The 25,446-nt window shown below is 51.8% G+C and carries 26 protein-coding genes and 1 tRNA gene; 19 read left to right on the top strand and 8 right to left on the bottom strand.

Going from position 1 to position 25,446, the window contains the following annotated elements:
• Window positions 1-20: 20 nt before the first annotated feature.
• On the bottom strand, window positions 21-338 hold the full coding sequence (locus tag GN242_RS06780; RefSeq protein ID WP_154751730.1) for a YmdA family protein: 318 nt from the start codon (window positions 336-338) through the stop codon (window positions 21-23).
• Window positions 339-455: 117 nt separating this feature from the next.
• Here GN242_RS06780 and GN242_RS06775 point away from each other — a divergent pair, with 117 nt between their 5' ends.
• The 8 genes from GN242_RS06775 (at window position 456) to yejF (ending at window position 10,799) form a co-directional block, all read left to right on the top strand.
• Window positions 456-1,424 carry a CobW family GTP-binding protein gene (locus GN242_RS06775; RefSeq protein WP_156287106.1) on the top strand — a complete coding sequence of 323 codons (969 nt, stop codon included), beginning with the start codon at window positions 456-458 and terminating at the stop codon, window positions 1,422-1,424.
• A 54-nt stretch (window positions 1,425-1,478) separates the two neighbouring features.
• On the top strand, window positions 1,479-2,186 hold the full coding sequence (locus tag GN242_RS06770) for a phosphatase PAP2 family protein (RefSeq protein ID WP_154751732.1): 708 nt from the start codon (window positions 1,479-1,481) through the stop codon (window positions 2,184-2,186).
• 510 nt (window positions 2,187-2,696) lie between these two features.
• The gene (gene mepS, locus GN242_RS06765) at window positions 2,697-3,269 is read left to right on the top strand and encodes a bifunctional murein DD-endopeptidase/murein LD-carboxypeptidase (RefSeq protein ID WP_154751733.1); all 573 of its coding nucleotides are present in this window, start codon (window positions 2,697-2,699) and stop codon (window positions 3,267-3,269) included.
• Between the two features lie 311 nt (window positions 3,270-3,580).
• Window positions 3,581-5,200 (top strand): cyclic di-GMP phosphodiesterase, encoded by a 1,620-nt coding sequence (locus GN242_RS06760; protein WP_156287105.1) that lies wholly within the window; start codon window positions 3,581-3,583, stop codon window positions 5,198-5,200.
• Between the two features lie 77 nt (window positions 5,201-5,277).
• Window positions 5,278-7,086, top strand: coding sequence for an extracellular solute-binding protein (locus tag GN242_RS06755; protein ID WP_154751735.1), 1,809 nt, complete (start codon window positions 5,278-5,280; stop codon window positions 7,084-7,086).
• Between the two features lie 11 nt (window positions 7,087-7,097).
• The gene (locus tag GN242_RS06750) at window positions 7,098-8,189 is read left to right on the top strand and encodes a microcin C ABC transporter permease YejB (RefSeq protein WP_156287104.1); all 1,092 of its coding nucleotides are present in this window, start codon (window positions 7,098-7,100) and stop codon (window positions 8,187-8,189) included.
• A complete protein-coding gene (locus tag GN242_RS06745) occupies window positions 8,189-9,214 on the top strand; it encodes a microcin C ABC transporter permease (protein WP_154751737.1) in 1,026 nt (341 codons plus the stop codon). Before GN242_RS06750 ends, GN242_RS06745 begins: the two co-directional genes overlap by 1 nt.
• Window position 9,215: 1 nt before the next feature.
• A complete protein-coding gene (gene yejF, locus GN242_RS06740; protein WP_156287103.1) occupies window positions 9,216-10,799 on the top strand; it encodes a microcin C ABC transporter ATP-binding protein YejF in 1,584 nt (527 codons plus the stop codon).
• A gap of 14 nt (window positions 10,800-10,813) precedes the next feature.
• On the opposite strand, the gene GN242_RS06735 is transcribed toward yejF, so the two are convergent.
• From GN242_RS06735 to rsuA, 3 genes are all read right to left on the bottom strand, one after another.
• Complete coding sequence (locus GN242_RS06735; RefSeq protein ID WP_231617138.1) at window positions 10,814-11,158, bottom strand: YejG family protein; 345 nt, start codon at window positions 11,156-11,158, stop codon at window positions 10,814-10,816.
• Between the two features lie 370 nt (window positions 11,159-11,528).
• Complete coding sequence (locus GN242_RS06730) at window positions 11,529-12,731, bottom strand: Bcr/CflA family multidrug efflux MFS transporter (protein ID WP_156287102.1); 1,203 nt, start codon at window positions 12,729-12,731, stop codon at window positions 11,529-11,531.
• 30 nt (window positions 12,732-12,761) lie between these two features.
• Window positions 12,762-13,466, bottom strand: a complete 705-nt coding sequence (rsuA, locus tag GN242_RS06725) for a 16S rRNA pseudouridine(516) synthase RsuA (RefSeq protein ID WP_154751740.1) — start codon at window positions 13,464-13,466, stop codon at window positions 12,762-12,764.
• Between the two features lie 299 nt (window positions 13,467-13,765).
• On the opposite strand from rsuA, the gene radD reads away from it, so the two are divergent.
• Window positions 13,766-15,520: a DNA repair helicase RadD gene (gene radD / locus GN242_RS06720; RefSeq protein ID WP_156287101.1), complete on the top strand. Its 1,755-nt coding sequence runs from the start codon at window positions 13,766-13,768 to the stop codon at window positions 15,518-15,520.
• Window positions 15,521-15,690: 170 nt separating this feature from the next.
• Window positions 15,691-15,975 (top strand): 50S ribosomal protein L25, encoded by a 285-nt coding sequence (rplY, locus tag GN242_RS06715; RefSeq protein ID WP_154751742.1) that lies wholly within the window; start codon window positions 15,691-15,693, stop codon window positions 15,973-15,975.
• A 120-nt stretch (window positions 15,976-16,095) separates the two neighbouring features.
• Here the strand turns inward: rplY and yejK are convergent, their stop codons facing one another.
• Window positions 16,096-17,100 (bottom strand): nucleoid-associated protein YejK, encoded by a 1,005-nt coding sequence (gene yejK, locus GN242_RS06710; protein ID WP_154751743.1) that lies wholly within the window; start codon window positions 17,098-17,100, stop codon window positions 16,096-16,098.
• Between the two features lie 170 nt (window positions 17,101-17,270).
• On the opposite strand from yejK, the gene GN242_RS06705 reads away from it, so the two are divergent.
• The 5 genes from GN242_RS06705 (at window position 17,271) to GN242_RS06685 (ending at window position 20,920) form a co-directional block, all read left to right on the top strand.
• Window positions 17,271-17,498 carry a YejL family protein gene (locus GN242_RS06705; protein WP_154751744.1) on the top strand — a complete coding sequence of 76 codons (228 nt, stop codon included), beginning with the start codon at window positions 17,271-17,273 and terminating at the stop codon, window positions 17,496-17,498.
• 21 nt (window positions 17,499-17,519) lie between these two features.
• The gene (gene yejM, locus GN242_RS06700) at window positions 17,520-19,271 is read left to right on the top strand and encodes an LPS biosynthesis-modulating metalloenzyme YejM (protein ID WP_156287100.1); all 1,752 of its coding nucleotides are present in this window, start codon (window positions 17,520-17,522) and stop codon (window positions 19,269-19,271) included.
• A 75-nt stretch (window positions 19,272-19,346) separates the two neighbouring features.
• Window positions 19,347-19,423 (top strand) — tRNA-Pro (locus GN242_RS06695).
• Between the two features lie 224 nt (window positions 19,424-19,647).
• Window positions 19,648-20,307, top strand: a complete 660-nt coding sequence (locus GN242_RS21740; RefSeq protein ID WP_231617137.1) for an Ssp6 family T6SS pore-forming effector — start codon at window positions 19,648-19,650, stop codon at window positions 20,305-20,307.
• A 442-nt stretch (window positions 20,308-20,749) separates the two neighbouring features.
• A complete protein-coding gene (locus tag GN242_RS06685; protein ID WP_154751746.1) occupies window positions 20,750-20,920 on the top strand; it encodes a hypothetical protein in 171 nt (56 codons plus the stop codon).
• A gap of 166 nt (window positions 20,921-21,086) precedes the next feature.
• Here GN242_RS06685 and GN242_RS06680 read toward each other — a convergent pair whose 3' ends face one another.
• Together GN242_RS06680 and GN242_RS06675 are read right to left on the bottom strand one after the other, a co-directional pair.
• Window positions 21,087-21,386 carry a hypothetical protein gene (locus tag GN242_RS06680; protein ID WP_154751747.1) on the bottom strand — a complete coding sequence of 100 codons (300 nt, stop codon included), beginning with the start codon at window positions 21,384-21,386 and terminating at the stop codon, window positions 21,087-21,089.
• A gap of 216 nt (window positions 21,387-21,602) precedes the next feature.
• On the bottom strand, window positions 21,603-22,205 hold the full coding sequence (locus GN242_RS06675; protein ID WP_156287099.1) for a helix-turn-helix domain-containing protein: 603 nt from the start codon (window positions 22,203-22,205) through the stop codon (window positions 21,603-21,605).
• A 43-nt stretch (window positions 22,206-22,248) separates the two neighbouring features.
• Here GN242_RS06675 and GN242_RS06670 point away from each other — a divergent pair, with 43 nt between their 5' ends.
• From GN242_RS06670 to GN242_RS06660, 3 genes are all read left to right on the top strand, one after another.
• Window positions 22,249-22,938 carry a B3/B4 domain-containing protein gene (locus GN242_RS06670; protein WP_156287098.1) on the top strand — a complete coding sequence of 230 codons (690 nt, stop codon included), beginning with the start codon at window positions 22,249-22,251 and terminating at the stop codon, window positions 22,936-22,938.
• A gap of 120 nt (window positions 22,939-23,058) precedes the next feature.
• Window positions 23,059-23,265 carry a hypothetical protein gene (locus GN242_RS06665; RefSeq protein ID WP_154751750.1) on the top strand — a complete coding sequence of 69 codons (207 nt, stop codon included), beginning with the start codon at window positions 23,059-23,061 and terminating at the stop codon, window positions 23,263-23,265.
• Window positions 23,266-23,340: 75 nt separating this feature from the next.
• The gene (locus GN242_RS06660) at window positions 23,341-24,075 is read left to right on the top strand and encodes a 4'-phosphopantetheinyl transferase family protein (protein WP_156287097.1); all 735 of its coding nucleotides are present in this window, start codon (window positions 23,341-23,343) and stop codon (window positions 24,073-24,075) included.
• Here the strand turns inward: GN242_RS06660 and GN242_RS21640 are convergent.
• Entirely contained in the window at window positions 24,072-24,242 is a 171-nt protein-coding gene (locus GN242_RS21640; RefSeq protein ID WP_195918331.1) for a hypothetical protein, read from the bottom strand. The genes GN242_RS06660 and GN242_RS21640 overlap by 4 nt on opposite strands.
• Before the next feature lie 202 nt (window positions 24,243-24,444).
• On the opposite strand from GN242_RS21640, the gene GN242_RS06655 reads away from it, so the two are divergent.
• Complete coding sequence (locus GN242_RS06655; protein WP_154751752.1) at window positions 24,445-25,443, top strand: MsnO8 family LLM class oxidoreductase; 999 nt, start codon at window positions 24,445-24,447, stop codon at window positions 25,441-25,443.
• Window positions 25,444-25,446 lie beyond the last annotated feature (3 nt).

The following is a 25,446-nucleotide window of genomic DNA, read 5'->3' as shown; positions in this document are numbered from 1 at the left end:
TTATGTTATAACAAAATCATTCAGAGATATTCGACGGTGAGGATCCCCAGCTTCTGCTTAACATCAACCCAGCGAAACTGGCTACTGCCGAGATTATAGGGTAATGGCTGCGAATCAGGGGTATTAAGTCTTTGGTGTGCGGCACTGGTTGCGCCGTTGCGGCTGCATGAGATTTGCAGTTTTTGCTTTTTAAATTCCGGGGTACAGGGAGATTCAACAATTTCTCCAGAAAACTGAATTCTTCCAGAACTGCCTGCTGACTGATTCTCTTCTGCTAAAACATTGCTCGTCCATGAGGCGAAAAGCATAACGACTGATGCCGTAGCAATGCTATTCATATCGACCTCTTTGTTTACTTATTCACGCTGACTTTAGTCAATAACTCAGGAGAGCGTGATGAAAACAAATAAGGTTTAAGAGTAAAAAAAATCATTAAAGTTATTTAAGGAGTGCACATGACCCGCGTCAATCTGATCACCGGTTTTCTCGGTAGTGGAAAAACCACCACGCTGCGCCATCTCCTCGCCGGTAAGCCTGCGGGAGAGAACTGGGCTGTGCTGGTAAATGAATTTGGTGAGATTGGTATTGACGGTGCCCTGCTGGCGGAGAGCGGAGCGGTGTTAAAAGAAATTCCCGGTGGCTGCATGTGCTGTGTGAACGGATTGCCGATGCAGGTCGGGCTAAATATGCTGCTGAAGCAGGCTAAACCTGACCGCCTGCTGATTGAACCCACCGGGCTTGGTCATCCGAAACAGATCCTCGATATGCTGTCAGCCGCCGTGTATCAGCCATGGATTGACCTGCGCGCTACGCTATGCCTGCTCGACCCGCGCCAGCTCGCCGATCGGCGCGTGGTGGAAAATGAAAACTTCCGCGACCAGCTGGCTGCCGCCGATATTATTATCGCTAATAAGCAGGATCGCTGGGAAGAGGCGGATCAGAGAGCGCTGCAACTGTGGCATCAGGCGACAGCCCCTTCGCGTCCGCTGCTCCTGACCTCTCACGGCCAGATCGACGCTGAACTGCTCGACCAGCCGCGCACTAATCTGCAAACGCTGCCAAAACCTGCACACCATTCTCATCAGTCGCAGTCTGGTCTCGCGGCGCTGAAGCTGGATGACAATGCGCGCTGGCGTCGGGCACTTAACCAGGGGCAGGGTTACCAGGCCTGCGGCTGGATTTTCGACAGCGAAACAGTATTCGACACTATTGGCCTGCTGGAGTGGGCCAGGCTGGCACCCGTTACCCGCGTTAAAGGCGTGTTACGTATTGCGGAAGGGCTGGTAAGTATTAACCGCCAGGGCGCAGACTTCCATATAGAAACGCGCCAGATACCCCCCCCGGACAGCCGTATAGAGCTGATTCACGAAGACCCGGTTAACTGGAATCTTTTGCAAACTAATTTGTTGAGTCTTCGTTTATAATATAAGGAATATCCTATGTGCCGCGTCTTTTCTTAAAAAAGCCTTAATTTCAACATGACTACTAAACGATTATTACTTATCCTGCTGCTGAATATACTCGGCCTGGCGCTGTTTTTCTCATGGTATCTTCCGGCCGGCCACGGCCTGTGGTTTACCATTGATAAAAATATTTTCTACTGGTTTAACCAACGACTGGTTACCAGTCAGGCGCTGCTATGGCTGGTTGCCATCACCAATTACCGCGCCTTTGACGGTGTGTCGCTGCTGGCAATGGGAGGGCTGTATCTTCATTTATGGCGTCGTGAAAACCCGGAAGGACGCCGCCGTATGTTTGCCATCGGCATTACCATGCTGATTTCCGCAGTTGGCCTTAACCAGCTCGGCCACCTGATCCCGGTATCTCATGTCAGTCCGACAAAATTCTTCCCGGACGTCAATCATGTCACCAAACTCACCGGCATCCCGACCAAAGACTCCTCAGCCGATAGTTTCCCCGGCGACCACGGCATGATGCTGATTATTTTTGCCTGCTTTATGCTGCGCTATTTCAGCCGCCGCGCCTTTGCCGTCGGAGTGGCAATTGTGCTGATCTTTGCTCTGCCGCGAGTGATGATTGGTGCACACTGGTTTACCGATATTGCGGTGGGTTCTCTCTCGATCGTGCTGGTAGGTATGAGCTGGTGGTTGCTGACTCCGGCAAGTGATTATCTGGTGAACTGGTTGTATCGTAATTTGCCGGGTAAATATAAGCCGGCGAAGTAATTCCCTCATTGTGCGGGCGCGAATGTTCTCTTTTTCGCCCGCTCTGCATCTCAGACAAACAAATAATCCGACCTCAAATCATCGACTAATCAATATCATCGTGATCCCCGACAAAGTAGTTGAAACCCCTAAGACTTATGATTGTCCATCCAGATTGTTCTGATTTTTACTTGACCTCTGGCGGTTCGCATTAAAATTGCACTTAAGGAGATCCTGTTCATCTGCTTATTGGTGATAATCTGAACAAATCGTTACTTAATGATTTGACAAGTCAAAAACCTTTGAAAAAGTACTTAAAAGCCCTCGCCATGCGGCTTGTAATCGGTTAATCTCATTTTCAATTAGGCGAAATGGCTAAAGTATTTCGGTAAGTTACATTTTAATTTGTGCTCAATAACACATTTTAACCTTTTCCGAATTGTCTTATCCCTCAGTACTAATTAATCTCGTTTCGTTTCGCAATTTTGCTAACGACTTAGTCGTTAAGGACTTCAAGGGATCACAAACACAATGGTCAAGTCTCAACCTATTCTGAGATATATCTTGCGGGCACTCCCCGCTGTCGCGTTAGCGACGCTGTTGTCAGCATGTAGTTCGAACAGCGGACACAATGTACAAACTGATACTCATGCAGTTAAAGATCAAAATGGTTTTTTACTGCAAGCGTCTCAGGATGAATTCGAACAGATGGTTCAAAACGTGGATATTAAATCACGTCTGATGGATCAGTATGCGGGCTGGAAAGGTGTGCGCTATCGTCTTGGCGGCACCAGCAAACGCGGTATCGATTGCTCTGCGTTTGTTCAGACCACATTCCGTGAACAGTTTGGCCTGGATCTACCGCGCTCAACCTATGAGCAGGAAGATACCGGAAAAAGTATTCAGCGCACAAAACTGCGCCCCGGTGATTTAGTGCTGTTCCGTGCAGGCTCCACGGGTCGTCATGTCGGTATATATATCGGTAATGACAACTTCGTGCATGCTTCCACCAGCAGCGGTGTGATGATTTCGAATCTGAATGAGTCCTACTGGAAAAACCGTTACCGCGACGCACGCAGAGTACTGAGCCGAACGCAGAGCTGATTTCATTCCCTTGAAGTCTGCGAACACGAGATAATAACGCTGCCCCGGCAGCGTTTTTTTTGTTCCCTTCCCCGGTAAAACTCCCCCCTAATCCGACCAGCTGAACCCCATTTTTGCCTGATAAGAGATAAAGTCGTCATGAAGCGATTTTTTAGTCAATGTGTCTGTCTGAGCGGCGTAAAAGGTCTTGATTATCATCAATAAGATAGAGACAGAATGCCCCCTCCGTTATATCCTCACTGCTTGACACCAGAAGAAAGTTGATGTTGCCCAATAATAATAAAATCGGCGAAAACGGGAGAGATCACCGAATGCCACTATCGACCACCGTCAGGCGGCAGGTGACACAGCCGCGCAAGATAGTATTGCTCAGTGCATCTATAGGTTTATTCTTTTTTCTACTGTTTGTGGTCATTATGCTGACTGTGACCTCAAACCGTCGTTCCGCAGCGCACGACCGTCTTGCCAGCTACACCCAACGCTACGTTGCTAATGTTTTTGGCGATCTGAATACAACGCTGCAACCCCTTCAGAGTGCGACTGAGCAAAGCTGTGAACTCATTCGCAATGACCTCACCCAGCGTTCGGCCTTTGCGTCAAATGTTCGCGCTATTCTGCTGGTAAAAGATCACAGTGCTTTTTGCTCCTCAGCCACCGGCCCGATGCAGCTGGATATCAGTAAAATCTCTCCGTTTACCGATGTCCGCAATACGAAAGATATTCGTTTGATCTCCGGTACACCAATGGTGCGCGGTCAGCCGGCTATTGTACTGTGGCTGAAGAACCCTACCCATCCCGACAGCGGCATATTTACCACCCTCAATATCAATCTGACGCCATACTTACTGCTGGCCTCACGCGAGCAGCAGATCAGCGGAATGGCGATGGTTGCCGGAGACAGTGCAATAACCACCTGGAATACACAGGTGATAAATAGCAGCCTGCTACCGAAACAGCCGCTGCGCAGCATTACAATCCCCGGCTATCCGCTGACGCTCAATATGTATGGCGAAACGCTGCCCCGCCGTGATATCACCGTCATTCTGCTGGCCGGACTGCTGATGGGGGTGATGATTACCTGCGGATGTTTCCTGATGTTCACGCTGCGACTGCGCCCGGGCAAAGAAATATTGCTGGGCATCAAGCGCGGGGAGTTTCACGTTGAGTATCAGCCGGTTATTGAAGCTCATAATGGAAAGCCCTGCGGGTTCGAAGCTCTGTTACGCTGGACGCACCCGATTGAGGGCCGCATCCCGCCCGACTCTTTTATCAGCTATGCCGAAGGTCAAAACCTGATCGCCCCGCTCACCCGGCATCTGTTTACCCTGGTGGCACAGGACGCACAGCGGCTGTGCAAAGTTGTGCCCGCAGGCGCCCGGCTGGGGATTAACTTATCTCCCAATCATCTTGTTGATCCCAGTTTTCGCCAGGATGTGCTGGACTGGCTGGAAATGATGCCGGCAGGCCATTTCGAATATATCTTTGAAATTACCGAACGTGCGATGGTAAGCGATCATAACGCCGATGCCATATTCGACTGGATCCGGAATCAGAATATCAGAATTGCCATTGATGACTTTGGAACCGGCCACAGCGCCTTAATCTATCTGGAAAAATTCCAGTTTGATTATCTGAAGATCGATCGCGGTTTTGTCCAGAGTATCGGCATGGAGACGGTCAACTCCCCGGTGCTTGATACCGTGCTGACGCTGGCGAAAAAGCTTCATCTCAACACGGTGGCCGAAGGCGTGGAAACCGCAGAACAGGCATTATGGCTGATTAATCGCGGCGTAAGCCATCTGCAAGGCTATCTTTTCAGCCGCCCGCTTGCCGTTCCACAGCTTATCAATTTCTATCTCGAACAGTTTCCCGCCGGTTCAGCATGCACTCCAGGGAATAACATGAGTGTCAAATCAGGTAAAAACCTTTAATATCATTGTGTCACCATGGTTTTACTGCCAGGCTGGCAAAATCACTGTTTCGTTTCCGGTAGGAGCCTGTTGAAGCCATGATTGTGCGCCTTATTGCACTGACATTACTCAGCCTGTTTGCGGTCAGCGCACAGGCAGAAAAAATCTATGAGAGCTACAGTTTTGCCCAGCTGGGCACTGCGAAGTATGCCGCTGATTTTAATCACTTTGACTATACCAATCCGGCTGCGCCCAAAGGCGGCAATATCACCCTTTCCGCCATCGGCACTTACGACAATTTCAATCGTGCAGCGATGCGCGGCAATCCTGCCATCGGAACAGACGACATGTACGACCGCCTGTTCACCTCCTCTGAGGATGAAACCGGCAGCCTTTATCCATTAGTTGCTGAATTTGCCCGTTACCCGGACGATTACCGCTGGGTGGAAGTGACGATCAATCCCCTGGCGCGTTTCCATAACGGCACGCCCATTACCGCCGAGGATGTGGCCTTTACTTTCAATATGTTTATGACGCAGGGGGTGCCACAGTACCGCGTGGTATTCAAAGGCGTAACCGCAAAAGCCATTTCTCGTCTCACCGTCCGTTTTGACCTGCCAAAACCCGATCGCGACCAGATGCTGTCGCTGCTCTCTTCAACGGTCTATCCAAAATACTTCTGGAAAGACCATAACCTCGGCGATCCGCTTCCTTCGCCGCCGCCGGGAAGCGGGCCATATCGTATCAGCGCCTATAAAGTAGGCCAGTCTGTCACCTGGTCCCGGGTAAAGGATTACTGGGCGGCAAACCTTCCGGTGAACCGGGGCCGCTTTAACTTTGATTCCATCCGCTACGACTACTATCTGGACGATAACGTCGCCTTTGAGGCGTTTAAAGCCGGGGCATTTGATTTCCGCAGCGAAGGTTCAGCCAAAAAATGGGCCACCCAGTACACAGGCAATAACTTCTCTCGCGGCTATATCATCAAAGATGAAGTTCCCAATACCGTTGCCACCGACACCCAGTGGCTGGCGTTTAATATTCAGAAACCCCAGTTTGCCGATCGCCGGGTGCGTGAGGCAATTTCTCTGCTGTTTGATTTTGAATGGATGAACAAGGCGCTGTTTTACAACTCCTATAAGCGCGTGGACAGCTATTTCCAGAATACCGAATATGCAGCGCAGAATTATCCGGATGCCAAAGAGCTGGAGATTTTAGCGCCACTTAAAGGCCAGTATCCTGAAGAAGTTATTGATAAAGTTTACCATCCGCCGAAATCTGACGGCTCCGGCTATGACCGTGAAAAACTGTTACAGGCGCTGGACTTACTGAAGCAGGCAGGCTGGGAACTGAAAAATCAGCGGCTGGTCAATGTGAAAACCGGTCAGCCCTTCGCTTTTGAACTGCTGTTGCGCAGCGGCGGCAACGATCAGTGGGTGCTGCCCTTCCAGCACAACCTGGCTCGCATCGGTATTACTCTGAACCTGCGTCAGGTGGACAGTTCCCAGTATCTGGCCCGACTGCGCAAACGTGATTTTGATATGCTGCCCTCGCGCTATCTGGCGTTTGCTACGCCGGATACCAATCTGCAAATTGTCTGGGCATCGGCTTATATTAACTCTTCGTGGAATACGCCGGGTGTTACCAGCCCGCTGGTGGATAACCTGATTGAACAGATAAATCAGCATCAGGGCGATAAAGATGCCCTGCTACCGCTGGGTCGCGTACTGGACAGAGTGCTGCTGTGGAATTATTACATGATCCCGATGTGGTATACCGCTAACGATCGTTATGCGTACTGGAACAAATTTTCCATGCCCGCCACGCGTCCAACCTACGCGCTGGGTTTTGATAGCTGGTGGTTTGATGTCAATAAAGCCGCACAGTTGCCGGCGCAGCGTCGCTAAGGAGACTGACTGTGGGTGCTTATTTACTTCGTCGTTTACTGCTGATTATCCCCACGCTGTGGGCGATTATCACAATCAACTTTTTCATTGTACAGATCGCGCCGGGTGGCCCGGTGGATCAGGCGATTGCTAATATTGAGTTTGGTCAGACTACCGGGCTGGCTGGGGCGGATGGCGGAGGGTCTGCCCACGGACGCAGCTCGCTTAACGCCTCACCGGGTGATGGAAATTATCGCGGTTCGCGCGGGCTGGATCCGGAAGTGATTGCCGAAATCACCAAACGTTACGGCTTCGACAAACCCTTGCATGAACGTTACTTCACCATGCTGTGGAACTACGTACGATTTGATTTTGGTGACAGTCTGTTCCGCAGCAGTTCGGTGATCAAGCTGATCAAAGAGAGTTTGCCGGTTTCAGTCACGCTGGGGCTGTGGAGCACCCTGATTATTTATCTGGTATCCATACCGCTGGGGATTAAAAAGGCGGTGCGCAACGGCAGCGCCTTCGATATCTGGAGCAGTACGCTGATTATCGTCGGCTACGCTATCCCCTCCTTCCTGTTCGGTATCATGCTGATTGTGCTGTTTGCCGGAGGAAGTTACCTCGACTGGTTCCCGCTGCGCGGTCTGGTCTCTCCGCAGTTCGATACTCTGCCATGGTATGGCAAAGTTACCGACTATCTCTGGCATATTTGCCTGCCGGTGCTGGCAACGGTGATTGGGGGCTTTGCCACGCTCACCATGCTGACGAAAAACTCGTTTATGGATGAGATCCGCAAACAGTATGTGGTTACCGCTCGCGCCAAAGGCCTGGATGAGGAAAAAATCCTCTATCGCCACGTTTTCCGCAACGCCATGCTGCTGGTGATTGCCGGGTTCCCCGCCACCTTTATCAGCATGTTTTTCACTGGTTCGTTGCTTATCGAAGTGATGTTCTCACTCAACGGGCTGGGCCTGCTGGGTTACGACGCTACCATTCAGCGCGATTATCCGGTGATGTTCGGAACACTGTATATCTTCACCCTGATTGGCCTGCTGCTGAATATCCTCAGCGATATCACCTATACGCTGGTCGATCCTCGCATTGATTTTGAGGGCCGATAATGAGCCGTTTAAATCCAATTAATCAGGCGCGCTGGGCGCGATTCCGGCATAACCGCCGTGGCTACTGGTCGCTGTGGATATTCGCCGTATTATTTATCCTCTGCCTCTGCGCAGAGCTGCTGGCGAATGATAAACCACTGGTGGTGCATTACCAGGATCGTACTTACTATCCGCTGCTGGTGAACTATCAGGAGAGTGATTTCGGCGGCCCGCTGGAAACTCCGGCGGATTATCAGGATCCCTGGCTAAAATCCCGCCTGGCCAACAATGGCTGGGCTATCTGGGCACCGATTCGCTTTGATGATGACACCATCAATTTTGCCAGCACCGTGCCTTTCCCCTCCCCTCCTTCCGCACAAAACTGGCTCGGAACTGATGCTAACGGCGGGGATGTGCTGGCGCGTATTCTGTACGGCACACGTATTTCTTTGCTGTTTGGTCTGATGCTGACCGTTGCCTCCAGCGTCATCGGCATTTTTGCCGGAGCGGTGCAGGGCTATTTTGGCGGTCGCGTTGATCTGTGGGGTCAGCGCTTTATTGAAGTCTGGTCGGGAATGCCGACCCTGTTTCTGATTATCCTGCTTTCCAGCGTGATCCAGCCAGGTTTCTGGTGGCTGCTGGGTATTACCGTGCTGTTTGGCTGGATGGGGCTGGTGGGCGTGGTGCGGGCTGAGTTTCTGCGCACCCGTAACTTTGATTATATCCGTGCCGCACAGGCGATGGGCGTCAGCGACTGGCGCATAATGTCGCGCCATATGCTGCCGAATGCAATGGTCGCCACCCTGACCTTCCTGCCGTTTATTCTCTGCGGCTCGATAACCACCCTGACGTCGCTTGATTTTCTCGGCTTTGGTCTGCCGATCGGCTCGCCTTCACTGGGCGAGCTGCTGCTGCAGGGCAAGAATAATTTACAGGCACCGTGGCTTGGCCTTACCGCCTTCTTCTCACTGGCGATCCTGCTGTCGCTGTTGATCTTTATTGGTGAAGCCGTACGCGACGCCTTCGACCCCAGCAAGGTATATTGATATGGCGCTCCTTACAATTCAGGATCTCAGCATCGCTTTCCGTCAGGGAAATACCGAACGCAAGGTGGTAGAGGGGCTTTCGCTCTCCGTTGATGCGGGTGAAACCCTGGCGCTGGTGGGCGAGTCCGGTTCAGGTAAGAGCGTGACCGCCCTGTCAGTGATGCGGCTGCTGCCAACGCCTCCGGTGGTCTATCCGCAGGGCGATATTCTGTTTGACGGGCAGAGCATGCTGCACGCAGACGAGCGTACACTGCGTGGCCTGCGCGGCAACCGCATCGCGATGATCTTCCAGGAACCGATGGTGTCGCTAAACCCGTTGCACAATATTGAAAAGCAGCTGTATGAGGTACTGTCGCTGCATCGCGGGATGCGTCGTGAAGCCGCCCGGGCAGAAATGCTGACCTGCCTGGATCGGGTGGGCATCCGTCAGGCAGCCAGCCGTCTCAACGATTTTCCGCACCAGCTCTCCGGCGGTGAGCGCCAGCGCGTGATGATTGCCATGGCGCTGCTGACCCAGCCCGAGCTGCTGATTGCCGATGAACCGACTACCGCTCTGGATGTTACCGTGCAGGCGCAGATCCTCACGCTGCTCAAAGAGCTGAAACAAGAGCTGAATATGGGGCTGTTGTTTATCACCCATAACCTGAATATTGTGCAGCGGCTGGCAGACAACGTTACCGTGATGCGCAACGGCCGTGGGGTTGAGCATAACAGCACCCGACAGCTGTTCAGTGCCCCTCAGCACGCCTACACCCAACAGCTGCTTAACGCAGAGCCTGAGGGCCAACCCGACCCCGCCGATGAGCAGGCAGAACCTCTGCTGCGCGTGGAAAATCTTGCGGTTGCTTTCCCGATTAAACAGGGATTGATGAAGCGCACCGTCGGCTATCATCATGCGCTTAAATCACTAAGCTTTACGCTGCGTCCGGGAGAAAGCCTGGGGCTGGTGGGAGAGTCAGGTTCCGGTAAAAGTACCACCGGGCTGGCGCTGCTGCGACTTATCCGCTCGCAGGGCGAGATTTGGTTTAACCAGCAGCCACTGCACCTGTGGGATCGCAAGAAAATGCTGCCGGTGCGCCGCCAGATTCAGGTGGTATTCCAGGATCCGAACTCGTCACTAAATCCGCGCCTGAACGTATTGCAGATTATCGCGGAAGGTTTACAGGTACACCATCCTGAGCTGAATGAGGCCGAACGCGAAGCGCGGGTGATTACGGCGATGCAGGAAGTCGGGCTTGATCCTGAAACACGCCAGCGCTATCCGGCTGAGTTTTCCGGCGGGCAACGCCAGCGAGTGGCAATTGCACGGGCGCTGATCCTGCAACCGCAGCTGATCATCCTCGACGAACCTACCTCTTCTCTGGATCGTTCAGTACAAAAGCAGATTCTGGCACTGCTGAAAACTCTTCAGCAACAGCACCGCCTGGCCTATATTTTTATCAGCCATGATTTGCGCGTTGTACGTTCTCTGTGTCATCAGGTAGTGGTACTGCGTCAGGGGGAAGTGGTGGAGCAGGGAGAGTGTGAACGGGTATTTAATGCCCCGAAGCAGAGCTATACACAGCAATTACTGGCGCTGGCCTGATCGCTGGGTAGCGTTCAGGCACGGCGATCGCGAAGAAAGGGTTCGGCAATGCCCACGCCGAAGCTTTTCAGCCGGCAGGTTGCAGCGCACTCATCATCACGGTGAACAAACAGGCAAGGCTCTCCTTCCCACTCCACCACAGAGCAAACCAGCTGAATTTCCGCCAGTGCAGATTCAATTTTCTGCATGATTTCCCAGGCAGACTCGCCGCTATGGCTCAACAGGCGCAGCCCGATAAGATCATCTTCGCTGTTCAGCCCGCTAACCGCCTGTGCCTCAATAACCTGCCCGACCGCGCTGGCGCACCAGTGATAGCGTTGCGGCAGACGATGTACCACTGAATGTTGTAGCGTATTCACCAGGATTCCCCAGAACGATTTTCAAACAATATTTTCACAAATAATTCACAAGGTAAATCATCAATTCACGGTAATAAGTTAACTTGTTAATAAATGTGACTATTTACCTTTAGTGCGCAGCGCAGATCACGCTAATACAACACACTTCCGGTTATTTTTTGCGAGATGCCTCTCATTTATTCGTTATATTTACCGCGTTCATCAGGGGATAACAATCATTTTCGCTGCAATCTTGTTACTTTTTCACGAAATTACATTCACAAAAATCCAACATACAGATGCAATTCTTGACTTTAAAGGGGGCAACGGAAGGACAGAGAAGGGAAAACCGCTTGCGGGGCAACAATCAATGTCGCCCCGGGGTACTGAATCAGACCGCTGCCGCAGCGTTGCGCGGGCGTGAAGCGTAAATAAATAGCAGGATTGAGGTTGTGGCGCAGATAAAGATGGCGATGACCATTGGCCAGGCGCTGGTAAAAGTCACGGTGGAGAGCAAGGCTCCCGCCAGCGCACCCACACCGAAGCGCAGCGTACCGGCCAGCGACGATGCCGTCCCTGCCATATGCGGAAACTCTTCCAGAATCACTGCCATCGCATTAGAAGAAACCATCGCCACACAGCCAATAAACATCGCGACGCCAAACACCAGCGGGATAAAGCCCAGATTCAGTGCGCTCACCACCACCAGCCAGACGCCCATGGTGAACTGTATCAACAGGCCAAAGCGGAACATTACCAACGGGCCAAAGCGGCGTACACAGCGGCTGTTCAGCAGCGTCATCAGGAAAAGAAATACAATATTCAGCGCAAAGTAGTAACCGAAATCCTGCGGCGAAATATGATTCAGCTCGATATACACAAACGGCCCGACATTGAGGAACGAGAACAACCCGGCGAACGAAAAGCCGCTTGCCAGCATATAGCTGAACACTCGCTTATGGCGAAACAGTGAAAGGAAGTTACGCAGCGTGGTACGCAGGCTGAACTGCTGCCGCTTCTCCTTCGGCAGCGTCTCTTTGATCTGCGTAACCACCAGCAGCGTCGTAACCACTGCCGCACCTGAAATAGTCCAGAAGATCGCATGCCAGCTCCAGATCAGCAGCATCCAGCCGCCAACGATGGGGGCCAGCAGCGGCGCAATCGTCGTCACCAGCATGACAAAAGACATCATGCGTGAAAACTCCTCTTTCGAGTAGGTGTCACGCATCAGGGCGCTGATCACCACACTGCCTGCCGCAGCAGAAAGGCCGTGCAGAAAACGTAGCATTATCAGCTGATCGATGGTTTGTGCCAGCGCACAGGCGCCGGCCGCGATAGCGAAAATCAGCGTTCCTGCGGCAATGACCGGTTTACGGCCAAAGCTGTCGGCCAGTGGGCCATAAATCAGCTGACCCAAAGCAAAACCGAGAATATACATGTTCAGCGTCATCTGGACGCTGCCCGCTGATACGCTAAATTCACGCGCAATCTGCGGTAAGGCAGGAAGATACATATCGATCGACAGCGGCATCAGCATCGCCAGCAGCCCGAGGATCACCACCAGCCCCATGGAGGAATTTTTATCTTTTGCCACTCACCTGCCCCTTTAATGGACAAAAATTAACTAACGCGTCAGTCCGATACTGGCTACTTCTTCTTCAGTTAACGGACGGTATTCCCCTGGCTCCATCTCTGCATCCAGTTCAATGGCACCGATACGTTCACGATGCAGGCCCACCACGTGATTACCTACGGCAGCAAACATACGTTTCACCTGGTGATATCGCCCTTCGCTAATCGTCAGGCGCACCTGATGCGGATCAATCACTTCCAGCGTAGCGGGTTTAGTCAGTGTTTTCTCATTATGCAGCTGTACCCCATCAGCAAACTGCTGTGCGGTATCGTCACTGAGCGGCGATTCCAGCGTGACCAGATAGGTCTTCTCGCAATGATGGCGCGGTGAGGTGATGCGGTGTGACCACTGACCATCGTCGGTCAGCAGCACCAGGCCCGTAGTATCAATGTCCAGGCGCCCGGCAGCATGAAGTTTATAAGCCAGAGGCTCGTCCATAAAGAACAGTACCGTCGGGTGATCGGGATCTTCCGTCGAGCAGACATAGCCTGCCGGCTTGTTCAGCATAAAGTAGCGCGGCCCATGCTGCTGTTGCAGCGGGTTGCCATCATATTCCACCGAGCTGTCCGGGCTTAATTTAAACGCCCCTTCGCGCACCACTTCACCGTCAACGGTGACTTTTCTTGCACGCAGCTCACGCGCGGCAATCGCACGGCTGACTTCCAGTTGCTGGGATATAAATTTATCAAGTCGCATTAACTCTGCACTGCCTGTTATTGGTTTGGAATGAAAACTGACGAAAATCGTCTTGTGATGTGGCGCAGAACGCTCATCCGGAATGGAATGAAGAGTATAGCGTCTGAAGGCGCTCAGGCACAGAGGGTATTTGGGATATATCCCCGTCATACCTCAAGCCGCAGGTTCGCTGGCTTCTCTCACTACCCGGCCCACGCATTTACTGCGGTAAGCCACTGAGGATTCACTGCGTTGCCGCCTGCCCGCACCCCGAATTATTTAGGGTATAATAGCTTCCTGTCCATCGGTTATGAGTTGTCATGTCGTTTACCCTTCGCCCCTATCAGCAGGAAGCCGTTGATGCCACCATCAGCTATTTCCGCCACTCTTCACAGCCCGCTGTCATTGTACTTCCCACCGGGGCGGGTAAAAGCCTGGTGATCGCCGAGCTGGCAAGGGTGGCACGCGGGCGTGTGCTGGTGCTGGCTCATGTGAAAGAGCTGGTGGCGCAAAACCACGCTAAATATCAGGCTTACGGGCTGGAAGCGGATATCTTCGCCGCCGGATTGCAGCGTAAAGAGAGCCGCGCCAAAGTAGTATTTGGCAGCGTTCAGTCGGTGGCGCGTAATCTCGATCAGTTCAGCGCGGAGTTTTCCCTGCTGATCATTGATGAGTGCCACCGCATCAGCGACGCCGCCGACAGCCAGTATCAGCAAATTATCAACCAGCTGCGCCTGCATAATCCGCAGCTGCGGCTGCTGGGCCTCACCGCCACACCCTACCGCCTGGGAAAAGGCTGGATTTATCAGTTTCACTATCACGGCATGGTCAGGGGTGATGAGCGCGCTTTCTTCCGCGACTGCATTTATGAACTGCCGCTGCGTTATATGATCAAACACGGCTTTCTGGTTCCACCGGAGCGGCTGGATATGCCGGTAGTGCAGTATGATTTCAGCCGTTTGCAGGCGCAGGAAAATGGGCTGTTCAGCGAGGCGGATCTTAACCGCGAACTGAAACAGCAGCAGCGCATTACTCCTCATATTATTCAGCAGATTGTTGAGTTCGCCCAGCAGCGGGCCGGGGTGATGATCTTCGCCGCTACCGTCGAACACGCGCGTGAAGTACTCGGGCTGCTTCCGGGCAGCAAAGCGCTGATCAGCGCCGGAACTCCTGCCACCGAACGCGATGCGCTGATCGCCGCATTTAAAGCGCGCGAGCTGCTGTATATGGTTAACGTGGCGGTACTGACTACCGGGTTTGATGCGCCACATGTCGATCTGATCGCCATCCTGCGCCCCACCGAATCGGTCAGTTTGTATCAGCAGATCGTCGGGCGTGGCCTGCGGCTCAGTCCGGGGAAAAGCGACTGCCTGATCCTCGACTACGCCGGTAATCCGCACGATTTATTCACCCCGGAAGTGGGCGCGCCTAAAGGCAAGAGTGACAACCAGCCGGTGCAGGTTTTCTGTCCCGGCTGTGGCTTCGCCAATACGTTCTGGGGTAAAGCCACCGAAGATGGCACCATTATCGAGCATTTCGGCCGCCGCTGTCAGGGGGTTCTGGAAGATGATGAGGGGCAGCGCGAACAGTGTGACTATCGCTTCCGCTTTAAGAACTGCCCGAACTGCCATGCGGAAAATGATATTGCCGCTCGCCGCTGCCGGGAGTGCGACGCCATCCTCGTTGACCCTGACGATATGCTGAAAGCCGCGCTGAAACTGAAAGATGCGCTGGTTCTGCGCTGCGCGGCTATGGTGCTGGAAAGCGGCAATGACCAGCACGGTGAATGGCTGAAGGTGCGTTACTACGATGAGGATGCTACCGAAGTCAGCGAACGCTTTCGTTTAAAAAGTCCGGCACAGCGAACTGCTTTTGAGCAACTGTTTCTGCGCCCGCACCAGCGTGCACCCGGCGTACCGCTGGGCTGGAAAAGCGCGGCCGATATCATTGCGCTCCAGCCCCTGCTACGCCATCCCGATTTCGTGGTAGCACGTAAACAGCGTAATTTCTGGGTAGTGCGCGAGAAAGTGTTTGATTACCAGGGACGCTTTCGCCGTGCCAATGAATTAGGCTAAAACAGGTGTGCTGTGCTTCCCGGCCAACTGCCTGAGTTAATTCATTGCCTGAAAAGAGAAACCCGGGTATAATTCCGCCCGCTTTTGCCTGGCTCTGCCCGGTGAAAGCTGAACACTCCACCTGTTGCTGGGTCGCCTGTAGCAGGAATAAAACTTGAAGAGACTTAAAAATGTTCACTATTAATGTTGAAGCTCGTAAAGAGCAGGGCAAGGGTGCGAGCCGCCGCCTGCGTTTAGCTAACAAATTCCCAGCCATCATCTATGGCGGAAAAGAAGCTGCTATTGCTATCGAACTGGATCACGACCCTGTTCTGAACCTTCAGTCTAAACCTGGGTTCTACGACGAAGTTCTGACTCTGGTTGTTGATGGTAAAGAAACTAAAGTAAAAGTGCAGGCTGTTCAGCGTCACCCGTTCAAGCCAAAACTGCACCACATCGACTTCGTACGCGTATAATTACCCGTTCGTAGATGTGAAAGAAACGCCGCTTAATGTGGCGTTTTTTTTCGTCTGTAGCAGGTGTATTGAATTGATGACGGGCTGGCCGGAGAAAACCGGGCCAGCCCTTTTTTACCGTTACTTACCGCTGGTGCGGCGCTGTAACTGATCGCGCAGGTTTGGCGGAGTACCTTTGATGGTCAGGGTATCTGTGGCCGGATCCCAGAAAATGCGTTCACCCAGCAGCATGGCATCAAAGTTAATCGTCAGCCCGCCGCCGCTACCGGCAAATTTGGTCAGCTGACGCAGGGTGCTGCGATCTGCCGGGAAGCTCTCTTCCAGCTCGTAACCCTGTTCCTGAGTAAAGGCCTGAAAGGTTTTATCGCCCAGCGGAGCCAGCTCATTCGACAACCCTTCCAGTTCAATCTCTTCACCGGATTTAAGCTGTTCGTTGCAGTAGGTGGACACCTGCTGGCGGTAGTTCTGCCGCTCATTTTTATCCAGGCTGGCCTCTGCGCAGTAATCATCCACGGCCTGAAGCAGGCCACGGTTTTGCGCCTTGGTATCCAGACCAACGCTGGCACCGAGGAAGTCCATAAAGAAGTCAGCCACTTTACGCCCTACCCGCCCGCGCAGGAAGGTCAGGTAGCGGGTCGACTCCGGGTTGGTTTCCCACTCGGTCAGATCGATACGCGCGACGATATCGGCATGATTGATATCCAGATAGTGAGTGCTGCTGATATCCAGCTCTTCGTTAACACGCATGCTGTTCTGGCTGTTCAGCACCGCAATCAGCAGATACTCCACCGCCAGATAGCGATAGTGACCAAACAAGACCACGCCGCCTTCTGCGAACGGGTATTTACCCAGCTCATCGCGCAGGCGCGCACTGGCTGCACGGCTGAAAGCAAGGAAGTCATTTTCACCTTTGCGGCAGTTACGTAATGCCTCGGCGAGTTCGCTCTCTTCATTGAAGAGGCCATAAGCTTTGCTCTTGGCGCTGTAAACGCGATGCAGCTCTTCCATCATTGCCGTCACGGTCGCGTTGGTCGGTAACAGTGAATCACGCAAAACCAGTTCCAGCGTCTGTTCGTCACGCTTGATCATCTGGTGAAGGGCAATCTGGGTAATATCCAGACTCATGGTAAACTCTCCTTTAGGCACAGGCGCGTATTCAATCACTGTGTGCCCTTACGATCAACTGTCAGAATGGTGGGTTGTTCATTCGCGCTTCATTGCGATAAAAATGCAGAAAAAAGTGCATTCTTACGGTAAGATAGCGCTTTTTAAACCTCAATAATAAAATAGACGTTATGGCACAATCATCCCGCTACAGCAACGAGCGCGTGGAGAAAATCCTCGCAGAAATGGTTCAGGTACTGGAATCAAACCAGACCCCAACCGACCTTTCCCTGATGGTTTTGGGAAATATGGTCACTAATTTACTGAATACCAGCGTGGCACCGGCGCAGCGCCAGGTAATGGCACGTTCGTTTGCCGATGCCCTTCAGGCTTCGGTACGCGATGATAAAGCCCACTGATGAGATAATCCTGATTCCAATATGGTAACAAATCGACAGCGCTACCGTGAAAAAGTCTCCCAGATGATTAGCTGGGGGCATTGGTTCGCCCTGTTTAACATCATTTTTGCCTTCATTCTGGGTAGTCGTTACCTGTTTGTTTCTGACTGGCCAGCCTCGCTGGCCGGGCGCATCTATTCATTCAGCAGCTGGATTGGGCACTTTAGCTTTATTGTATTTGCCGCCTATCTGCTGATTATTTTCCCGCTAACCTTTGTGGTGATGTCGCAGCGCCTGCTGCGTTTTCTCTCGGCGATTATCGCCACCGCCGGGCTGACGCTGATACTGGTCGATAGTGCGGTATTTGCCCGCTTCCACCTGCATCTTAATCCGGTGGTCTGGGAGCTGGTGGTCAATCCCGATCAGAGTGAAATGGCACGTGACTGGCAGCTGATGTTTATCAGCGTACCGGCCATTTTCCTGGTTGAGATGCTGTTTGCCACCTGGAGCTGGCAGAAGCTACGCAGCCTGAATCGGCGCAGCTTTGGTAAACCCCTGGCCGGGCTGTTTATCAGTGCTTTCTTCGCCAGTCATCTGATGTATATCTGGGCGGATGCTAATTTCTATCGCCCGATTACCATGCAGCGCTCTAATTTGCCGCTCTCCTATCCGATGACCGCGCGACGCTTCCTCGAGAAGCACGGCCTGCTGGATGCGCAGGAGTATCAGCGCCGTCTGGTTCAGCAGGGGAATCCTGAAGCGGTCTCCGTGGCTTATCCCCTTAGCGATATCACCTTCCGCGATCAGGGCACCCGTAATAATCTGCTGGTGATCACCGTCGATGGCCTGAATGAAGCATCAATGGCGAAAGCCCTGCCTAATTTGACGCATTTTGCTGAAAGTAACGTGCGCTTCAGCCAGCATTTCAGTTCGGGAACCACTGAAGATAGCGGGCTGTTTGGGCTGTTCTACGGCATATCACCCAGCTATATGGATGGTGTGCTCTCTTCGCGCATCCCTTCTACGCTGATTAATGCGCTTGGCCAGCAGGGCTACCAGTTTGGCCTGTTTGCCAGCGACGGCTTCAACTCGCCGCTCTATCGTCAGGCCCTGCTGACCGATTTCTCTTTACCGGCATCGAAGAATCAGTCAAATGCTGATACAACCAGTCAGTGGCAACGCTGGCTGGACGGGCATAAGAGCGCGGGTACGCCGTGGTTCTCATATCTTTCGTTCTCCACTTCTGACAGCGGCGATAGTGCTGACAGGCAGACTGCCCGCCACTATAATCGCGCCGCCTCTGGCGTTGATCAGCAGATTCAGAACGTGCTGACCACGCTTGAGCAGAAAGGATTACTGGCAAATACCGTGGTGGTGATCACCGCACAGCACGGTGTTGCCCTGGAGGGGGAACCCGCTCAGGGAAATCGCGAGATTTTACAGGTACCGCTGGTGGTTCACTGGCCGGAAACACCTGCACAAACCGTGAATAAGCTAACTAACCATCAGGATATTATGACCACCCTGATGCAGCGCCTGCTGCATGTCAGCACCCCGGCAAGCGATTATTCGCAGGGTGAGGATCTGTTTGCTGCACAGCGCCGTCACAACTGGGTAGCCAGCAGCACTAATCATCAACTGTTGATCACGACCCCGCAGGTGACGCTTGCACTGGATAATAATGGTTCTTATACCGCCTGGAATGTCAACGGAGAGCGGATAAAACACCATAAGTTACAGCTGGCATTACTGTTACAGGTTCTGACTGACGAAAAACGATTTATCGCAAATTAATTGTATAATTCTAGAGCAGTCAACGTGTTAGCAGCTTGCAATAACAGTACGGTTGAGTAAGATAGATTCATCTGTCGGCGCGTAGCGCAGCCTGGTAGCGCACCGTCATGGGGTGGCGGGGGTCGAGAGTTCGAATCTCTCCGTGCCGACCAAATTACTCCGATAGTTTAAGGGGCTAACCGCAAGGTTAGCCCCTTTGCTTTATATGGATTTTGTACACATCAAGTGTTTCAGCACATACTCTCCTCTGCCTTCTCCCTGCCCATAAAATAAATAATTTCGCATAAAATATAATGCTCTGTTTGCTATCATGCTTTCGTTATACACAGTAACGGACAAGTAAGGCCTTCGCAATATCAGTGGCAAGGAGGTAGCCATGCCAGAAGCAAGAAAAGTAGCAAATAGAATCTTAGAGGTATTAAAAGGAAGAAGAAAACAATCAGTTTACATTAGATATACCAGTAAAGTTGGCGAAGTTGTATTAGACTTTTCAAACGATTTATCAGCGCTACTTTGGGGCTATTTTGATGTTGATAATAGACATAGAAACCAAATTGACACACTGAGACTAATGCATAGGTTAAAAAGAGGAGTCAGTAACTCCGACATGTCAAATATATTAAACATGGTGTTAAAGAGATTTTTAAACGACATAAAGGAAAACAAAGAAAAACACACCACAGAAAACATAGGAAAAACCACAGGGAAATTATTCTTAAACGCGGCTCTAATAAATGATTTATCCTCCATATTTTCAAAAAAATTCGTTGGTAAAATGAGTGTTAGCTTTTTAATATCAACCATTTTTTCTATAGGTGGCTCTGCATCAAGAGCGGTTTATGCTTCAGAAAAACTCAAACACACCAACTACGACCTCTACATTAATCTACGAAATGCAGGTGATCTTGATCTATTTTACTTTCTTGTTGACGCCTATGCAGGACCATTTATAGATGCAATGGTATTAAAACAAAAAAAACCAGATGTTTGGGACGAGATTTTATTAATATTATCAGAAAGTTTAACAAAAAAATAAGCCTGTCATTTACTAAACTTACGAATTATTTTGATGGAAAAGAAAAAACAACCCAATGCAAAAAAAATCATCAAAAGATGCCCGGTTACCTCACCGTAGTTGAGTGGCGACAAACCGCCAACAGAATAAACATATAAAAGCGTGGTAACAAAGGAGTAAATAGCAAAAATAATGAAACAAAAAATAAGCAGTGAGAGAAAAATAAAAAAATAACACAACGCTTTCATATTAAACATTTCCATCCATTGAAGTGATTTAACAGAATTAGTCAGAGAAAATCACGTAAAACTCTTCGTTAAGAGCGTAACTAAATCTCAACAGATTTAACAGCCTTATCAGAATCATTTAAGACGAATACTATAAAATGGTACCATCAATGAAAAACCGGCCCTAAGTGGTGAGTAAAAGCCGTGCCACCTGGCGACCTGCCGTAACTTATACAGTGAGTAATAACAGATCGCCCGATCTGCTACTGCACGACGCACTTATTACCAAACAACTTGCCCCCGGCCTGCTGGCACTGAAGAGATGGAAGCATACTACCGAAGGCGCTATCCCGGTTATTCTTAGTGGCACAGGCATCCGCATCACCACCAGAACAGCGTTCCTGTAATTCATCCACGGAAAGACAACCGCTCAGGCTTAGTGAAGCGGCTGTTATTAACAGAACCATTAATTTATTACTCATCGGAAGTGAGAACTATTAATATCTTATTCATTTTATAACCATCCGATCTCGTTGCTCCAGGCGGAAAAACTCACCCGGAAGCCGATATTTTTTAATCACAGTGCGTAGCGAGCCACTCTTTACCTGCGGGTGTCGCATGCGCTGGCAACGGCTTATCACATCTCACTTTGACGCCATCAATAACAGCCGACTTTGCCTTTACGGCATCGGGCGTTGTCGCATTAGCGGCCTTCTGATTCTGCGCCTTAGTTTTATTGATATCACAGCCCTGTAGTTCACTCACCTGCGTGCAGCCGCTGCGCTCTAACTTGGCGCGGTAACTCTGACTGATGGCAAAAGCAGGGCCTGACATCAGAGCCGAGATCACCATTGCTACGATTAGTTTCTTCATTTAATTCAACTCTTAATAGGTTTAAGCAGGAGATAAAACCACGCTGGCGCCTATTCTTTAATTGCCGGCAGCGCGGGCGAAATTCTAAATAACAGAGCAGCCTGTCTTGTTGACATAACGCAAATTTTAACTGAAATTTTTGTACTGTTGAAAACTATAATACAAACTTTTCAACATCGCCTGCCGGGTGCCAGCCGCCGTCACTGCCCTTCTTCCTTAGAAATAGCGCTCTGCAACCGTCATGGTAAAGATCAGTTTGCTGTCGCCTGCGTTAGTATAGTGGTGAGGAACATCGGTTCTGGCAACGGCAGAACAGCCCGTGTTGATTCTCAGTTCTGCATTCTCCACCTGAAGCGTCAAAGTGCCCTCCTCGATATGAAACAGCTCGAAGGTTCCCGCCGGATGGCCGGAGGAGGAAAACAACTCGCCGGGATACATTTCCCAGCGCCACAGCTCGACCATATCCGGGCCACTGGTGCCGGCCAGCAGACGCGCCGTGCCGCCCTTTTCACCTATCCAGAGAACCGGAATATCTTCCTGCTCAATAAGATGAACTGCCGGTTTACCTGCAACATTGACAATATCCGCCACCGACAGCCCCATGGCGGCAGAAATCTTACACAGAATCGCAATGCTGGGATTAGCGGCCCCTTTCTCAATTTCCACCAGCATTCCCTTGCTGACGCTGGCACGGCGCGAAAGCTCATCCAGTGTCAGTTTTTTCTGCTTACGAAAATCTTTAATTCTCTCCGCAACGGCCAGACTGACCGAGTTCACATCAGCGCCTGATTCAGTCAATATATTGACTTTTTGCGTCATTAGTCATTACCATGCAATAAAATAGTCATTAAAGGATTATCTGATGCTTACCGTTCGCCCGTCAATCGATCCCGCTATTACCGCTATTGCCCCCCAATTCAGGGCGCTGAGTATTGTGGTTGAAGCCGCGCCAATAGCTAACGCCGCCATCGGTCAGGAGGCGCTGAGAGCCGCCTGTCTGGCCGTGTCTCCTGAAACCCCCGCCTGGGCTGAGGCGCATCTTGCTGCGTGGTCAGAGGTGTTTAAATCTTTTGGTGCCAAACCTAAGCGCACTCCCTGCTCGGCTGAAGCATTACGCAAACGCGTACTGCGCGACGGTACAATGCCCGCTATCGATCCGGTAGTGGATCTGTATAACGCGATCAGCATTAAGTATGCCATTCCGGTGGGGGGCGAAAACATCGCCGCCTATAAAGGAGAGCCGAGGCTGACTGTTGCCGAGGGTACGGAGCTTTTTGACACGGTGAAAGAGGGTGAGGTGGTAGATGAATCCGTTGATCCCGGTGAGGTCATCTGGCGCGACGATAAAGGAGTCACCTGTCGCCGCTGGAACTGGCGCCAGGGAGTGAGAACGCGTTTAGACTCCACTGCCAGCCAGATGTGGTTTATCCTGGAAAGCCTGCCCGCCATGCCCGAAGAGGCGCTGTATGCTGCGGGTGATGAACTGATTGAAGGTTTGCAACGCATGATGCCTGGCGCGAAAATTGAGAAGCAGCTGCTGAGTATTGCCTGACCTTTGCCGGTGTAAAACGTGGCGAAACTCTCAATCTTGCCGGCTGCAACAAAACTGTCACACTATTATCATAGGCTGTCGTTACACTTTAACCGCATTGTGTAGACAGGGATAACTCAGATGGGAATTATCAAAGCAAAGAACTTTAAAGACGCAGACGAACTGCTTCATTCAGGTATCAGTAAAGTGGAACTGGCCTATGATATTGGTAGCGACGATTTCTTCCGTCTTGCCAGCCAGTGGTGCGATCGCGGAGCTAAAATCTCTAAAGGCCACGACCACTTTGTTGTCTCTTTGAAAAGTTTCGCTATACCGCCGAATCACTGATATCGATAGCGATCTTTTGATATCCGGCCACTAACCTGTTTAAATAATTCATCTTATTTGCACAGGTCAGTGGCTATGTCTGTCCTTAATATCACATCCTGCCCCCCTTTTATCACCCACTGCGCCCTGCAACCGCTGGCTGACTATCCTGATGTTTATCTGCTTGATGCCCGCTATGACGCCGCGTATTTTACCGAATCCCTGTTTTCCACACTGAAGATCCCCGCACCTGCACACTTGCAGCGGGCGGTAAAGAAACGCCGGGCGGAATACCTCGTCAGTCGCTATTGCCTGCAACAGGCGCTGGCAACCTGGGGCCTGGCCTCATTTGTACTGCATAACGGCGAGGATCGCGCTCCTGTCTGGCCTCAAGGCATCAGCGGTTCACTGTCACATACCCGTCAGCGCGTCTGCGCACTGCTGACGCGTCGCCAGGATCTGCTGCTGGGCGTTGATTGTGAGAGGATAATGACAGCGCAGGTCGCCAGTGATACCCACAGTATGCTGATCGCCCCCTCAGAGAAAATCCTGCTGGAACAGTGTGATGTTCCCTTCACCACCGCGCTGACGGTCGTTTTTTCACTGAAAGAGAGTCTGTATAAGGCGCTTTATCCGCAGGTGAAACAGTTTATGGATTTCAGTGCCGCCGAAGTGATTGAGTGTCATACCAGGTTGCAGCATATCAGCCTGCGCCTGACGCAGAGTTTCTCAGAGGAGATGAAAGAAGGGAGAGTATTTACAGGAAAAGCTGAACTGCAACCCGATCAGGTGCTCACCTGGATTGTCGGGCCGCAGCAGCGCAAAGATTAACGGGATTCATCCGGGTGACGTTGTTGCGCCGGGTGCAGATCGGGTAAATCCACACCGTAAAGTTCGACCATCGGCATCATTGCCTCAATCACCCTGCAGCTGTCCAGCGTTGCCATACCAGAGGGTGCCTGAAAAAATCGCGTGAAGTGCAGCCAGATACCATTCATCGTTGATTCCTCTGTTAAGTGAAGCCTTATTAAACCTGACTCTTCCCACCAGGCAAAATACTCATTTTGCACAGCCTTTGCCGTTTCCCGGCATAAGTTTGCTATCCCATTTAACAACTGATTTAAGCCGGATTTGTTGTTTTACAGCCGTCCATCCTGCCTCCAATAATTGCCCGTAACTGATACCGTTCAAGGATGCATTATGGCTTACCGACTGAGCTTACTGGATAAAAGCCCGCTGGCTGAAGGTGAAACCGCCGCCGCCGCGCTGGCACGAACCCTGACCCTGGCACAGCGGGCAGAAGAGCTGGGATATCACCGCTTCTGGCTGGCAGAGCACCATAACACTGCGGCGCTGGCCAGTCCGTCTCCGGAGGTGCTGATCGCCTGGATTCTGGCGCATACGCGGCATATTCGCGTTGGCTCAGGTGGCGTGATGTTGCAGCACTACAGTCCGTATAAAGTCGCGGAAAACTTTAATCTGCTGGCTTCGCTGGCTCCTGGCCGTGTCGATCTGGGCGTCGGTAAAGCGCCGGGGGGCCTGCCTCTCTCCACCAGGGCGTTACAGCAGGGTATCAATGCCGCAGAAAAAGGGGATTTTGCCACTCAGCTACGCGCACTTGATGGCTGGCTGAACCCCACCCCTGACGCTGAAGGCGAAGATCGGCTGCTTGCCACCCCGCTACCGCCGCGTCCGGCCATCCGCTTTCTGCTTGGAGCCAGCGAAGCAAGTGCACAGCTGGCCGCCGAGCTTAACTGGCAGTTTGTGTTTGCTGCTCACCTCAATGGCGATAAACAGGAGCTGGAACGCGCCCTGACCGCCTATCGCACCCACAGTAAAGGCAAATCAGCCCTGCTGGCCGTGCAGGTAATTGTTGCCGATACTTCCGCCGAAGCCGATCTGCTGGCGGCGGATTTACAGCACTTCCGCGTTCATGTGGATAACGGTCAAAGCGTCACGGTGGGCAATCTCGCCCAGGCAGAAGCCTTTATTCGCCAGTCCGGCGCAACGCAGCATCGCATAGAACCGCGCGAATCCGCCGTGCTGAAAGGCACCGCTGCGCAGGTTCATACCCGGCTTAATGAACTTCATCAGCGTTTTGGCGTGGAAGAATTCATTATTGATACACCAATCACTGCGGGTGCGCCGCGCCTGAAATCACTGCAACTGCTGGCGAGTCACCAGCTGGTTGCCGCCTGAGGA

It is taken from the genome of Erwinia sorbitola, assembly GCF_009738185.1.
GTDB classification, from domain to species: domain Bacteria; phylum Pseudomonadota; class Gammaproteobacteria; order Enterobacterales; family Enterobacteriaceae; genus Erwinia; species Erwinia sorbitola.
This window is presented reverse-complemented; position numbering and strand designations above follow the sequence as displayed.